Origin of the sequence: Rossellomorea aquimaris, assembly GCF_003315075.1 — a bacterium.
GTDB classification, from domain to species: domain Bacteria; phylum Bacillota; class Bacilli; order Bacillales; family Bacillaceae_B; genus Rossellomorea; species Rossellomorea aquimaris_C.
This window is the reverse complement of record NZ_QNRJ01000002.1, coordinates 425595-439682: the sequence shown is the minus strand read 5'-3', so window position 1 is coordinate 439682 and position 14088 is coordinate 425595. Positions and strand designations below refer to the sequence as shown.

Sequence of the window (14088 nt, the reverse complement as noted above, 5' to 3'; positions counted from 1 at the left end):
GAAAATGTCTAATTAAGATACATTTCTAGATATTTTGTCTTGTTTTGCGAATCTATTTACTTTTCTGATAATACTTGCGATAATTCTCAAGTAACGATTTTACTTAATAAAGACTAGGAGCAAAAAGGAGTTTATAAGAAATGGGTCGTCTACTAAAACAGAAGTGGTTATTAATGAGAATTAATCAGAAACGTTCAGAAATGATTGGGTTGGGGGAGAGTTTAGGATTATGTGCAGCGGAGACGATCAAATGCAGTCAGCAATTAGATCAGCTTTTGAACGACTATGAAAAGTGTACAAATAAAGTAGTGTCAATAACCCTCCAAGAAACATCAAACGAATTTGGGCAATACATTAAGGGCTTATTAAAACGAACTGCTTCTTGAGACTACTCACCAAGGTTTTCCCTCACCATTCAAGGTTTACAAGAGACAATCTCCAACAATATCCACATTTAAACCAAGACAATCAATTTAATTTGTCGTTATCTCAGTAAACGAAGGGCGGTTCGCTATATGCGTAACGCCCTTCGTTTATTAACTTTTGAGCAGTGATTCCTGTTTGACAATGATAGGGATTATCTGTATAATATTTTGAAACTGAGATATTTATTTAAAAGGAATGAATGGAATGAACGAAACTCCAGACACAAAACAATCATTAAAACTTTTCATTGTCCTGTCAAGAGCTTTCAAAGCCTTAAATGAAGAGATAAATAAAAACATCCAGGAGAACGGTTTAAACCCTACTGAATTTGCCGTTCTAGAGCTTCTTTATCATAAGGGAGATCAGCCTTTGCAACAAATTGGCGGAAAGATTCTATTAGCCTCCGGCAGCATTACGTATGTAGTGGATAAACTTGAACAAAAAGGCTACCTAAAGCGGAATGCTTGTCCAAAGGACCGTCGGGTTACCTATGCCCGAATAACAGAAAGCGGCAGAAAGTTAATTGATGAGATATTCCCCAATCACGAAAATCGAATTCATGAACTGATGTCAGCTCTATCTCCTGATGAGAAAAAAGAAGCGATAGAAATGTTGAAGAAATTAGGATTATCGATTAAAGACTTGTCTTATTGAGTCGAACTTCCTGTGCCCCCTCTCTCTTTAGAGGGGGCTTTTATTTTGTCTTAAAGGCACGTCCCTTTCACGTCGGTTCCAATATTTCTATTTCTTGAAATTCGATATGACAATAAACAGGAGAATTTCTATCAAAAGTCGAATAACTATAGTCGGGATTACTTTATGAGGAGGTAATGGAATGAAGTTTGAGCAGTTTACATATGAAAGGCCTAATTTAGAAGAGGTTAAACCTGTTTTCCAACAATTACTTGGGAAATTCAAGTCTGCGTCCAATGTACAGGAGCAGGTGGATGTCATGAAGGAACTGAATGATATACGTCTGAACATCGATACGATGCAAAATATATGCTATATCCGGCATTCTATCGATACCAATGATGAGTTTTACAAAAAAGAGCAAGATTATATAGATGAAATGATGCCTGAGGTTCACGGAATGGTGACGGAATATTACCAGGAACTCGTAAACTCTCCCTATCGTAAAGAATTAGAAGAAAAGTGGGGAAAGCAGTTATTCGCTCTGGCAGAAAGTGAAATGAAGACTTTTTCGCCTGACATCGTGACTCTACTGCAGAAGGAAAATAAGTTATCTTCCCAATATACAAAGCTGATGGCGTCTGCAAAGATTCCCTTTGAGGGGGAAGAAAGGACATTGGCTCAGATGGGCCCTTTCACACAATCTGTAAATCGGGATACAAGAAGAGAGGCCGCTCAAGCAACCGTTGCTTTCTTTGAAGAGAATCAAGAAGAATTGGATCGTCTGTTTGATGAGTTAGTCAAGCTGCGTCACAAGATTGCTACTACATTAGGGTATAAGAACTTTGTTGAACTAGGATACTATCGCATGACAAGGACGGATTATACGCCTGATATGGTAAAGGTTTTCCGCGATCAAGTGAAGAAGCATATCGTTCCTCTGGCTACAGAGCTTAAAGAGAGACAAGGAAAGCGCATTGGGATAGAATCCATGAAATTTTATGACGAAGGCTTTAAGTTTACTTCCGGAAACGCGGTTCCTAAGGGAAGTCCTCAGTGGATCATAGATAATGGCAAAAAGATGTACGAAGAGCTTTCACAGGAAACAAAGGAATTCTTTGATTTCATGATTGAGCATGATCTCATGGATCTGGAAGCGAAGAAAGGAAAGGCTGGAGGCGGCTACTGCACGTATATTGCAAACCATGAGTCTCCTTACATCTTTTCGAATTTCAATGGGACCTCAGGGGATATTGATGTATTGACTCATGAAGCAGGTCATGCGTTCCAGGTTTACTCCAGCAGAGGATTCGAAATCCCTGAATATATTTGGCCCACGTATGAAGCGTGTGAAATTCATTCCATGAGCATGGAGTTCTTCACGTGGCCATGGATGAATTATTTCTTCGAAGAGGATACAGACAAGTATCAATTTTCACATTTAAGTGAAGCACTAGAATTCCTTCCTTACGGGGTGGCAGTTGATGAGTTCCAGCATTTTGTGTATGAGAACCCTGAAGCTTCCCCGTCTGAACGGAATTCCGCCTGGAGAAAAATTGAAAAGGAATACCTTCCCCATAAGGACTACGACCATATTTCGTACTTGGAAAATGGGGGATTCTGGCAGCGCCAATCCCATATTTATAATTCTCCATTCTATTATATCGATTACACATTGGCTCAAATTTGTGCATTCCAATTCTGGAAGAAGATGAATCTTAATCGTGAGGAAGCGTGGGGTGACTATGTTGCCCTTTGTAAACTGGGAGGGAGCTTTTCATTCACCGGGCTTGTAGAAGCAGCCAAACTGGATTCTCCATTCCAGGAAGGGACAGTTGAAAAAGTCATTGAACCGATCAGACAATGGCTGAATGGAATAGATGATCAATCACTATAAACTAAAAAAGGGCAGTCGCATACGTTGCGTCTGCCCTTTTTAGCAGGTACTCTCCTACATACAGAATTCATTGGATTCCGGAAGAATTATGTTTTTTGCTTCTGATTTTCCCTGCTTGTACATAAGGTGAAGTAGAAGGTCGTCAGAGGTGATGGGATGAAAAAATTAGCTGGTTCGTTTCAAATAGCTGCTGTTTATGTAGGTACTGTGATAGGAGCCGGGTTTGCCACCGGCAGGGAAATTGTAGAGTTTTTCACCCGATTTGGCTTTGTCGGGTTTATTGCGATTTTATTGAGCGGTTACTTATTTATTACAATGGGAACGAAGATTATGTTGAAGTCCCATGATATTAAAGCGAAGTCCTTTGAAGAGTTTAACGAATATCTTTTTGGAAAATGGTTTTCTAAGATCATGAATATCGTCATGATGATCATGCTGATCGGGGTTTCTGCGGTTATGCTTTCAGGAGCCGGGGCTGTTTTTCAAGAGCAGCTCTTGTTACCTAAGCAAGTAGGGATACTGTTGACGATCGGACTCGGCTTCATCACAATGATGGTCGGAATCAAAGGGCTTTTTGCAGTCAATACGTTCGTTGTTCCTCTTATGATTGTCTTTAATCTCTTTTTGATGGTTTATTCAGTTCGAAACGCAGCATTTTTAGACGCATTTCTTATGATACCGCATGCGGAGGATGGATGGAAATCTGTGGTAGCTCCATTTTCATACGTGGCCTTTAATCTGGCCATGGCTCAGGCTGTTCTGGTTCCCGTTGCCGGAGAAGTGAAGGACCGGGATACCATTAAGTACGGAGGATATCTTGGCGGTTTCTTCCTTACACTGATTCTCATTTCCAGTCATATTACCTTAGTCATGATCCCGAATGTGACACAATACCAAATTCCCATGGCCGTGGTGATGAAATCCTTTGTTGCCGGCTTTTATATGATTTATATCATCATCATTTATGGGGAAATCTTCACTTCAGTGATCGGGGGGGTATTTGGTCTGGAGAAACAATTAACGAATTATTGGAAGGGTTCTTCCCTAATGACCTTTACGGGTATCTTCCTCGTGATCTATTCGTTAAGCTTTTTTGAATACAGTGAACTTCTGTCCTATCTGTACCCGCTTTTTGGTTATATGAGCTTATTATTCATCATTCTTCTTTGGATGAAACCCAATAAATAATCATGGAGGAGAGAGTAAAATGCGGGTCTGCTGCTCATGTTAATAGAGACTAATGAAAAAGGAGTGGTGAACATGACGCAATCAAAACACGAAAAAGAAAGACAGTGGAATGTAAGAAAACAGGAACAGCACCCCCATGGCAAAGTATCATCCTTCAAGGAGCTTTCAGAAGGAAAAAAAGGAAAAGAATAAGAAAAAACGGATGTCTCGGGCATCCGTTTTTTCTTGGCTCCAATTACTCTTCTTTCTGATGATGGTAAGAGTCGCCTGTCTTATATTGTTCGGGGAAATATTTATTCCGAACTTCATCCTTATCCCAATTCGTTTGTCTGCAAGCTGCAGCTAATTCATCCAGATGTCTCATAATATACTGCATGTCGAGGTTTTGAAGGCTGTCATAGTCGATTCCTTCGAGAATATAGTCTTTAAACCTCCAGACCATGCGCTTCGTTTCTTCGCTATTGTTTTCCCCTATCATTCTCAGTGAAGAGAGGATTTCTGCAATAATGGATATGTCCTGCTTGCCGTAATGCCTTAACTGGTAAAAACTCTTGTATAGAAAATCGCCAAAGGTCGGCTGCTCCAATATGATTCGCACATTGTTTTCTTCATCCGATAAATAAGAGCTTGGAAGCTTGTGTTTAGCCAGCTTCGATAGAATGATCCCGATCTCTTCTATACAGTTTTTGGCCGTATTCGGATCATTGATGGCGGGAGAAATGGCTCTCAGGGCTATTTCAACCAGCTTTCTTATCCCAAGTTCAATGTCTTCCATGGGCTCTTTATCAGGCCCGAGTACGAGAAATTCCAAGTAGTCTTCTACATCAATCTCTTTATTCGTCGTCCAGGCGGTCATGACGGGGGTTCCTTCAAGTAAGTATTCACCGGGTGTTTTCACCATGCGGATGACTGCTTCATCCTTGGCAGCTTTATTGATCATCCCTTCAATATTGATCTGTTGTAAGTAACCCGATTGCTCACTATACACCAAAATGGGCTCCGTCTCGTCAAAGAGCGCCTCATTAAAGGTTGAAGGCTGTTCATTGATGGCATTCTTTCTATATAAATAACTATTATCGATTTTTTGATTGGTTTTGATTGTTATATTATGTATTAAATTACTTACCTTCACCCAATTGGAAACATGATGAACAAAGTAGACGAAAACAAATAAACAAATAATCGCCACTATACCGGCAAAGGCAGAAGAAATATATAATTTTTGTCCGGACTCGTCCTGAAGGAGAATCAACAACGTGATGCAGTAGACCACACCCGAAACAAAAATGGCTAGAACCCGTTGTGTGGGACGGTCATTAATGAAGTTCTGCAGGGTCCTGGGTGAATATTGGGACAAGAAAGTGGTTAATACGACCATAATCGTTGAAAAGGTAATCGTCGTCATGGTCATGATCGAAGACGCAATCGTACTGATGATAGTCATGGATAAATCAAAATTGGAAAACAGTACCTTAGGGAACAAAGGATACTCATGCTGACTCAACCACCAATCAAAATAGAAGGTGATGAGAGCAAGTGCTAATGAGATGAGTGAAAATAAAAAGGGTACAAACCAAAAGCTTTTCCTGGCTTTGTTAACAATGTGAATATTTAAATTCATGACGGGGGTCCACCTTACGAAACAGTATGCTATAAGAGTATCCTTAAAGACATTTCCGTAAACCTTTCTCTTGTTTAAGAGCTCAATTTAAAAAGGTGGAGTTTTATTCTCCACCTTTTAGATGATTGTACTATGCTTCAACTATTTTATAGTTTTTATGATTAACAACTGTTTTTTCTTCCAGTTCAAGGTCCCGATAATTTTTCATGTACGTCAGATCAACGATAACCGAGTTTTCATTTACTTTCTCTACAATACCTTTTAAACCTTTTCTAAATTCAATCACATTTCCAATTTCTGCTTTTTTCATGAGAGGTCGCCCCTTTTTGCCAAAATTCTACAAACGATTACTAATATTCTGACGTAAACTCCAGGAAAGGTAAAGAGTTTTCTAAAAATTTCATCAAAAAAATTATTCTTGAGTTTTACACCCTTTTAAACCTACAATAGAGACATTCAGGATGGAGGTTTGGTTATGAGTGAAACAGAAATTCTTGAACAATTAAATTTATTGCGCACAAAAGAGATTGAAGAAATAAGAGTGATGAAAGAAGACTTTCTTCCCTTTCGATCTGTACTCGTTAAACAAGAGGATTTTAAACAGTTCCGTGGAGTGGCTCAGCATGGCGGTAATATTCTTTATCACTATTTAGATACACCAAGAAGTTAGAAGAAGCGGGGATTTAGATCCTCCGTTTTTTTTTTTTTGTTCATTTCCAATATATGAAGCACTATGGTTTTTTAGAATGCCTTGCCGGGCTACAAAAAACGGAAGGTGGTAACCATTACCTGATGAAATCCTGTTTATTCGTTGTTATCTTAGTGGGGAGCGCTAATTAGGAGGTAGAAATATGATTAAGAAAAGCTTACTAGTAGGGATTGCAGCACTTTCGATTGTTTCATTCTCTACTCAAACTATTGCAGCTAAAGGAGTACACACTGTAGAAAATGGTGAGTCACTTTGGGATATAGGTAAGGAGAAATCTGTATCTGTCCTTCAACTCAAAAAAGAGAACGACTTGAAAGCGAATGAAATTCATCCAGGTCAAACGTTAGCGATACCGGAAAATGAAGTAACGGTTGAAGATCGCGAGTTACTGGCAAAACTGGTTCATGCAGAAGCTAAAGGAGAACCATATGCAGGTAAAGTGGCTGTTGCAACCGTTGTTTTAAACCGAGTGGATTCCACTGAATTCCCTAACTCTATTAAAGAAGTAATCTACCAGGTAGCAAACGGTCATTATGCCTTTTCACCTGTTCAAAACGGGGAAATCAACAAAGCGCCTTCTCAGGAAGCGAGAGACGCTGTTCAAGAGGCTTTGGCTTTCAGAGGCCAGGGACAAGGTTCTCTCTTCTTCTATAATCCAGTAACATCTACAAGCGATTGGATTACCAATAGAGACACATTGCTAACCATTGGAAAACACCGCTTCGCAAAATAATCATTACGCAGGATTTCACTCAATATCAAAATAGCGTTCGGATACTTTTTTCTTTTCTCTACGTGGAATTAATAGTAAAATAGAGGAAAGAAAAAGAGGTGATGTTGATGAATGGGACCATTGTGGCTCGAATTGAAACGGTAAGATGGAAGATGATACAATCAGGCGTACGTTTTGGGCTTAACAGTCCAGCCACCATTCAACTTAGCAAAGAGCTGGATGCCTTAATCAATATTCATCAGCGTAATGATCGTAATAAACCTACAAAAAATAAGATAGTACAATAAATAAAAGGATTAACCTTGTAATGCCCCGGCATTTTCACAGGTTAATCCTTTTCTATATGTCTGAGAGAGGGTTGAGGGCCATGGGGAAAGGGTATGCTTGTTAGGAAGAATGATGGGTGAATCGTAAATGAAAATAATTGAAGATAGAGGGAGATGACAAGGTTGAATGATAAAATTGTCTGCATAACAGGTGGAGCGAATGGGATCGGTAAAACGCTGGTTGAAGAATTTGCGAAGCGAGGCGCAGCTGTTGAATTTATGGACATGGATGGGGATAACGGGGAGGAATTGTCGCTGCAGCTTAATTCTAAAGGTTATTCAACACGGTTTCATAAGGTGAATGTAGGAGTCTATCAACAAGTGAAAAATGTCTTTTCAAAGATAAAAGAAGATCATGGCGTGGTGGACGTACTTATTAACAATGCAGGTGTTTCGAAGTTCATGTCCTTTTGGGAGATGGATCCCGAGGACTGGGACAGCATTCTTTCGTCAAACTTAAGCAGTGTCTTCTATTGCAGTAGAGAGGGGGCCGCGTTAATGAAGAACCGAGGAGGTTGCATCATTAATATGGCCTCTACCAGAGCTTCAATGTCAGAACCGGATACGGAAGCCTACTCTGCAACAAAAGGGGGCATTGTGAGTTTGACTCGTTCAATGGCCATTACACTGAGTGAGTTTGGAATCCGGGTGAATTCAATTAGTCCCGGCTGGATTCAAACCGAAGATTATGAATCATTACGGGACAAGGACCATGACCAGCATCCTTCTGGCAGAGTCGGAAAACCCGAAGACATAGCAAGGGCATGCTTATTTCTTGCTCATCCTGATAATGATTTCATTACTGGGGAAAACTTAGTGGTGGATGGTGGAATGACAAGGAAGATGATCTATGAGCATTAACACGGTTCTGGGGATAGGATAAGTATTAATAAAAATGTGTATGAACATAGAAGACCTACCGGTTACGAACCCAAGACAGGGATGGTGACCGGCATTTTTTCGTTCGGAAAAAGGGATATTTTAACAACATACTATGGTATAATGAGAATGGTTGTATTTTAAGAATATTCGAAAAATATTCACTACTGTTTTAAAGATTAATAGATAAATAGAGGGGGAGCAAAGGTGTCTACTATACAAAACATAAAAAAAGAAATGAGCAAAGTCCTGATTGGAAGGGAGAAAGAAGTGGATCTTCTATTGATCGCCTTACTTCAGGAAGGTCACGTCTTGCTGGAGAGTGTACCGGGGACCGGTAAAACATTATTGGCTAAGACATTTTCACATTGTATTGAAGGAGATTTTAAGCGAATACAATTCACACCGGATGTATTGCCGAGTGATGTCACAGGCATTCAGTTTTTTAATCCAAAAACCCAGGAATTCGAATTGAGAACCGGACCAGTCGTCACTAATGTGTTATTAGCAGATGAAATTAATAGAGCTACTCCCAGAACCCAGGCAAGTTTACTTGAAGTGATGGAAGAGAAACAGATCACCATCGATGGAGAAACGGTATCATTACAGCCTCCGTTCATAGTAGTAGCGACGCAAAACCCGATTGAATCACAGCAGGGGACATTTCCTCTACCAGCAGCCCAGCTGGATCGTTTTCTGTTGAAGATTCCATTTGCCTATCCAAGTTTCGAAGAGGAGCGCAGTATTCTTAATCGATTTAAATCTTCACAGCCTTTACATACAGTAGAAAAGGTGATGAGCCTGGGTGAAATTCAATCTCTTTCAAGTCTCGTTAAAGAGGTACATATCTCTGAGGATATCGAATCTTATATCCTTCAGATCACAAGGGAGACAAGGGAGCATGAATGGGTTGAAGTAGGGGCGAGTCCACGTGCAAGTTTAGCTCTTTTAAAAGCATCCCAGGCCCAGGCATTCATAGAGGGGAGGGACTTCGTCAGACCCCAGGATGTCGTAGCGGTAGCACCATTTGTCCTTCAGCATAGAGTTCAATTAACCATTGAGGCCTCCCTTACTAGGACACCTGAAGAATTGATTGACAGAATAATAGAGATGGCCACGCTGCCTGTTGAAGCGAGGCAGGCGCAGTGAACTGGAAGCGCGAAGTAGTAGAAGACCCTTATATATCCATAAGTTTAGTGCTCCTTGTCATTGTCGGGACAGCAAGCTTCTATGTACAATCGTATGTTGGATTGGGGATTTTCCTGTTGATCATCCTCTATTTTCGCGTTCATCAATGGTATTTGCTAAAAGTTGGAGAGGGAGTCATGATTGAAAGATCCCAACGCAGATTAAAGCTTCATTGTGATGAGGAAGATAATTGGGTGTTTAAACTTGAAAACAAAGGACTTCCCATTTGGGGAGCAACATTGAAGATGACATTTAAAGATATTGTAGAGCCAACAAAGCATCCATATTCATTGGGCATTGCGAATGAGATCGAGGTATCCATCCCATTCTCCATTCGAAAAAATGAAGAGGGGCAGATTTCGCTGCCGGTCAAAGGCAAGAGAAGAGGATTATGCCGTATTACCAATATGCAACTTGAGATCCCACATCTCTTCGGAAGTGGTAAGGTTCTCCTGAATCTGCTCGATTCAGTTCCAACCACCATTATGGTGTTCCCTTCTTCATCACCTGTAAAAATGGTGGAACAACAGCTTACATTAAGGCAAGGGGACGTATCTACCCCCCATTCTTTGTTTCATGATGTGTTCCACCCCGTAGGCACAAGGGGGTACGTACAGGGAGACCGATTTCAGGACGTCCATTGGAAGGCTTCTGCGCGAACCGGCGAGCTGCAAACGAAAATCTTCGCGCCAGCCACTCAAAATGAGTGGATGATTGCCATCAATATCTCTGATCGTTTTGCCATTACAAGCAAGTTGGAGGCAATCATCAAGCATGCAGCTTATCTTATGCAACTTGCAGTGGAGCAAAATATCTCTTATTCCCTGGTCTTAAATGTGAGAACACCGGGACTTACACCTTATTATTATTTGCCGCCAGGGACAGGAAGGAAGCACCGGCAGAGAGGGCTGGAGCTTTTAGCTACCTTATCGACCGATGAATTCACCATGCCCTTTCACATCGTCCTCCAGCATTTATATCTACGTCGACTGGTACCGTCCGTCTTTATTGTCGCCGGTTCTCTTGGGTCAAGGGAAGAGGACTTATTGCAGAATATCGGCAAAGGCCATCCACATATCTTTAAGCTGAGCTTAGAAGAAGAACAAGGAGTCGTCACATTATGGAATCGTTCATTGAAAATTCCTTCCTAGCGAAACATAAAAAAATGCTTTTTATCAAAATGGGGCTGTATGCAGGAATTGATCTTTTGTTTGTCCTGCTGGCCATGACGTTTCTATTTACTGGAAACCTCGTGTTGAACCAATACGTGCCCGCTTTTGCAGTGTTGTTGATCTTGATACTGACTTACACGGCCATATCCTTCAAAGTGCAGAGCTTCAATCCCCTCCTGTTATTTGCGATGTTTGCCCTGGGGGTTGGAATGGGGATCTTATTATTCTCGGCGTCCTGGTGGGTTTTGATTCCCGCTGCGATCTTTTTGCACTGGAGAATCAGCTCCTATCTACAGATCAAGGACCCGTCAATTGAAGTCAGCAGTGGGAACGTATTGATTTTTCTATTTATCTCTGCAGCTTCTTTATTCTCGGGATCCATCAGACAGTTGGAAAACACATATCTGGTTTACAGTCTGCTATTTCTCTTATTCGCGTTCATTGGGACCTTCACTTCGTTTCAAAGGATGTTGGCAAGCGATAGTACAGGAGTAAAGAAGAGTATATACAAGCCTTTTGCCCTCCTGCTCATCGTGTTTGTAAGCGGTGGGATACTTGCAGCTGCTAGTTCAGTGGTCAGCCAAGGAGTCTATTGGCTCCTTGAAAAGGTGTTTTGGCTATTCTCCTTTTTGGTTAACCCGATCTTTAGTATATTGATTGAATTAAGGGATTCGATCATGAAGTTTTTTGAAAGTAACCCGGAAAAGGGCGACGGAAATAAGATTGAACAACAAACGTATGATGAATCCCAGCTCGGAACCCTTGGTGACGGACTTTCGTTTTCATGGGTAGACGAGGCATTGCTGGCCCTATTGGTTTTCTTTGCCATCATATATTTGTTCAAGAAAAGAAAAACGACCTTACATTTATCCTTGAATGAGGGGACAACACCTGTCATGATGACCCGGGCAGGAGGAGAGGCTGATACGCATAATCAAAAAGAGCAGATAGAATATTCTAAAGCAAGGGACGCAATCAGAAAATCGATGGAAATGTTAGAAAAAGAAGCATACAAAAATGAAGTGGGCAGGCTTCCGAATGAAAATGTCCAAGCTTGGTTCGCTAGAATTGATCTTGAGGAAAATGCCCAATTTTTCACTATATACGAACGCGTGAGATATGGACGTGGAGTTCCGGAACAGGATGAAGTGGATTTATTCACAAAGCGAATCCGTGAACATATCGAATCCTTGAATACAAGACATGAATGAAGCTGGTGCTCGAATTCGAGCACCAGCTTCTTTATTTCATGCTTCTTTAGGGTATGATAAATGTAAATTTAGGAGAGGTGGAGCTAATGCTGTTTCAAATAGAAAACGTAATATATAAAAATATAGTAAGCATCGATCATATGGAGATATCCGCAAACCGAACAACCTGCCTCATCGGTGAAAGCGGTGCGGGAAAATCTACTCTTCTAAAATTGCTGAATAAAATGAATCTACCAGATGAAGGAACGATTTATTATAATGAGACTCCCTTACAAGAAATGGACTCTGTAAAACTTCGAAGAGAAGTAGTGATGATTTCACAAACCCCCTTATTGTTCGGGGAAACGGTAGAAGAGGATTTGCAGAAGGGTCTTATTTTTTCGGAGAAGCCCCCTGCAAGTCGTGAGGAACTCATGAGGACATTGGAAATCGTAAAGCTGGATAAACCTTTGGATGGACTTGCTGAACGGTTATCCGGAGGGGAAAGACAGCGCCTGTCCCTTGGCCGGGTACTATTGATGAAGCCACCTGTCTATTTATTGGACGAGCCAACGTCTGCTCTAGATGAGGAAACGGAAATTGAAGTGATGAGAAGCTTTATCGAAACTGCCAAAGGTCATGGAGGAACCATCATCATGGTCACTCATTCGACCAACGTTGCCGAGCAATATGGTGAAGAGATCATTACCATATCAAAATAAAGAAGGAGAGAGTATTTTGGATAAAGGCATTATTGATATTGAGCTGTGGAGATTTATAGCAGCATACGTATTCGTTCTTCTATTGTTGTTCATTGTGAAGTGGAGAGGGATTTCCAGGGAGAAGCAGATCATCCTGGCTTCTTTTAGAATGACCATTCAGTTAATCATGGCAGGTTACATACTAACTTATATTTTTGATCATCCAAGTCCGTGGCTTACGATAGGTATCATTGTAATTATGGAAGCCTTCGCCGTCAGGAATATATTTAAACAGGTTAAATACGAGATGGATAAGAAACTGAAAGGGATTGCGGCCCTATCTTTACTGATTGGAACACTCATTAGCTTATTCTACTTTAATATGGTGGTGATCCATTTCTCCCCTTGGTACGAACCGAGATATTTCATACCCATAGCGGGAATGATTGTCGGGAATTCCATGACGGGCATTACACTGGGGATCAATACTCTATTAGGGGGATTAAAGGATCAAAGAGAAAAGGTAGAAGGGGCCCTCATGCTCGGAGCGACCCCTAAAGCAGCCTCCAAGAAATATGTAGATAATGCCTTTGATGCAGCGATTCTTCCCACTCTCAATAATATGTTAGGGATGGGCATCATCTTTTTACCTGGAATGATGACAGGGCAGATTCTTTCGGGGATAAGTCCATTAGTGGCCATCGAGTATCAGATTGCCATACTTTTAGGCATAGTGGGGAGTGTAGCCTTAACAGTCATCAGCTTTATATTAATGGGTTATAAGCAATTATTTACGAGAGATGCCCAATTAAATGTATAAATACCATATAGCACTCCTGTTCTAATCTAGTTTCTTCCTGCATATGATAGAGAAAGAATGGAAGGAAAGGGGATAGTGCTATATGGATTACCCAACTGAACAGGCGCTAAGAGTGAAGAGTTTAGCCATGGATGTCATAGAAGAACTAATGAAAGAGGATGGCAGGCATGAGGTACAGGAATTAAAACAACTCTCAGAATTATTCTCTCGCTGCATATGTGACTTAGTAAACGTATATACAAACACCTCTGAAGATCATGAAATGACACTGAAGGGGACCATCATAAAAGCAAAAATCGGCTACAATATCATGAAGACTAAATCAGAACCGGTGGAAAGAGAATAGTATTATTTTGAATAAAATGACTCATACTAAAGATTCCCTCCCACATTGCTGAGGGGGATTTTTTTTTGATAAAGGTACATGAAATTTTACATAAATAGGTTCATAACAGTGGGAAATTTATGAAATACTAAAAAAATCAAGCTTTACAATTGTGTATCTCTTCATTGCATGCTATTCTTTTTTATTGAACAGCTTTATAGTAGGAATGGATTATTTACTAGAAATAGTTGACGTATTCTACATAATCCATTACTTTAAT

The 14088-nt window shown here is 40.6% G+C and carries 17 protein-coding genes; 15 read left to right on the top strand and 2 right to left on the bottom strand.

The genetic code is table 11. The features are described 5' to 3' along the window. Positions 1-140 precede the first annotated feature (140 nt). From DET59_RS04640 to DET59_RS21850, 5 genes are all read left to right on the top strand, one after another. Complete coding sequence (locus DET59_RS04640; protein WP_258549567.1) at positions 141-386, top strand: aspartyl-phosphate phosphatase Spo0E family protein; 246 nt, start codon at positions 141-143, stop codon at positions 384-386. A gap of 235 nt (positions 387-621) precedes the next feature. Continuing rightward, complete coding sequence (locus DET59_RS04635; protein WP_397540913.1) at positions 622-1080, top strand: MarR family winged helix-turn-helix transcriptional regulator; 459 nt, start codon at positions 622-624, stop codon at positions 1078-1080. A 181-nt stretch (positions 1081-1261) separates the two neighbouring features. Beyond that, positions 1262-2956 carry a M3 family oligoendopeptidase gene (locus DET59_RS04630; RefSeq protein WP_113968425.1) on the top strand — a complete coding sequence of 565 codons (1695 nt, stop codon included), beginning with the start codon at positions 1262-1264 and terminating at the stop codon, positions 2954-2956. A gap of 156 nt (positions 2957-3112) precedes the next feature. Then, entirely contained in the window at positions 3113-4144 is a 1032-nt protein-coding gene (locus tag DET59_RS04625) for a YkvI family membrane protein (RefSeq protein WP_113968424.1), read from the top strand. Positions 4145-4216: 72 nt separating this feature from the next. After that, the gene (locus DET59_RS21850; protein ID WP_220154054.1) at positions 4217-4336 is read left to right on the top strand and encodes a DUF6254 family protein; all 120 of its coding nucleotides are present in this window, start codon (positions 4217-4219) and stop codon (positions 4334-4336) included. A 43-nt stretch (positions 4337-4379) separates the two neighbouring features. Here DET59_RS21850 and DET59_RS04620 read toward each other — a convergent pair whose 3' ends face one another. Beyond that, positions 4380-5765, bottom strand: coding sequence for a DUF2254 domain-containing protein (locus DET59_RS04620; RefSeq protein WP_113968423.1), 1386 nt, complete (start codon positions 5763-5765; stop codon positions 4380-4382). Between the two features lie 130 nt (positions 5766-5895). Continuing rightward, positions 5896-6075, bottom strand: a complete 180-nt coding sequence (locus DET59_RS04615) for a YkvS family protein (protein WP_113968422.1) — start codon at positions 6073-6075, stop codon at positions 5896-5898. Between the two features lie 165 nt (positions 6076-6240). Here DET59_RS04615 and DET59_RS04610 point away from each other — a divergent pair, with 165 nt between their 5' ends. From DET59_RS04610 to DET59_RS04565, 10 genes are all read left to right on the top strand, one after another. Continuing rightward, a complete protein-coding gene (locus DET59_RS04610; protein WP_113968421.1) occupies positions 6241-6435 on the top strand; it encodes a hypothetical protein in 195 nt (64 codons plus the stop codon). A gap of 181 nt (positions 6436-6616) precedes the next feature. Then, a complete protein-coding gene (locus tag DET59_RS04605) occupies positions 6617-7207 on the top strand; it encodes a cell wall hydrolase (RefSeq protein WP_113968420.1) in 591 nt (196 codons plus the stop codon). Between the two features lie 107 nt (positions 7208-7314). Next, positions 7315-7494: an aspartyl-phosphate phosphatase Spo0E family protein gene (locus DET59_RS04600; protein WP_258549566.1), complete on the top strand. Its 180-nt coding sequence runs from the start codon at positions 7315-7317 to the stop codon at positions 7492-7494. Between the two features lie 153 nt (positions 7495-7647). Then, positions 7648-8394 carry an SDR family NAD(P)-dependent oxidoreductase gene (locus tag DET59_RS04595; RefSeq protein ID WP_113968419.1) on the top strand — a complete coding sequence of 249 codons (747 nt, stop codon included), beginning with the start codon at positions 7648-7650 and terminating at the stop codon, positions 8392-8394. 225 nt (positions 8395-8619) lie between these two features. Next, a complete protein-coding gene (locus DET59_RS04590; RefSeq protein ID WP_113968418.1) occupies positions 8620-9561 on the top strand; it encodes an AAA family ATPase in 942 nt (313 codons plus the stop codon). Beyond that, complete coding sequence (locus DET59_RS04585; protein WP_113968417.1) at positions 9558-10751, top strand: DUF58 domain-containing protein; 1194 nt, start codon at positions 9558-9560, stop codon at positions 10749-10751. Before DET59_RS04590 ends, DET59_RS04585 begins: the two co-directional genes overlap by 4 nt. Continuing rightward, positions 10721-11983, top strand: a complete 1263-nt coding sequence (locus DET59_RS04580; RefSeq protein ID WP_113968416.1) for a hypothetical protein — start codon at positions 10721-10723, stop codon at positions 11981-11983. The genes DET59_RS04585 and DET59_RS04580 overlap by 31 nt, the downstream gene beginning before the upstream one ends. Before the next feature lie 86 nt (positions 11984-12069). After that, the gene (locus DET59_RS04575; RefSeq protein ID WP_258549565.1) at positions 12070-12684 is read left to right on the top strand and encodes an ABC transporter ATP-binding protein; all 615 of its coding nucleotides are present in this window, start codon (positions 12070-12072) and stop codon (positions 12682-12684) included. Beyond that, complete coding sequence (locus DET59_RS04570) at positions 12653-13483, top strand: ABC transporter permease (protein ID WP_181778047.1); 831 nt, start codon at positions 12653-12655, stop codon at positions 13481-13483. Before DET59_RS04575 ends, DET59_RS04570 begins: the two co-directional genes overlap by 32 nt. Positions 13484-13565: 82 nt before the next feature. Next, the gene (locus DET59_RS04565; RefSeq protein ID WP_113968415.1) at positions 13566-13829 is read left to right on the top strand and encodes a hypothetical protein; all 264 of its coding nucleotides are present in this window, start codon (positions 13566-13568) and stop codon (positions 13827-13829) included. Positions 13830-14088 lie beyond the last annotated feature (259 nt).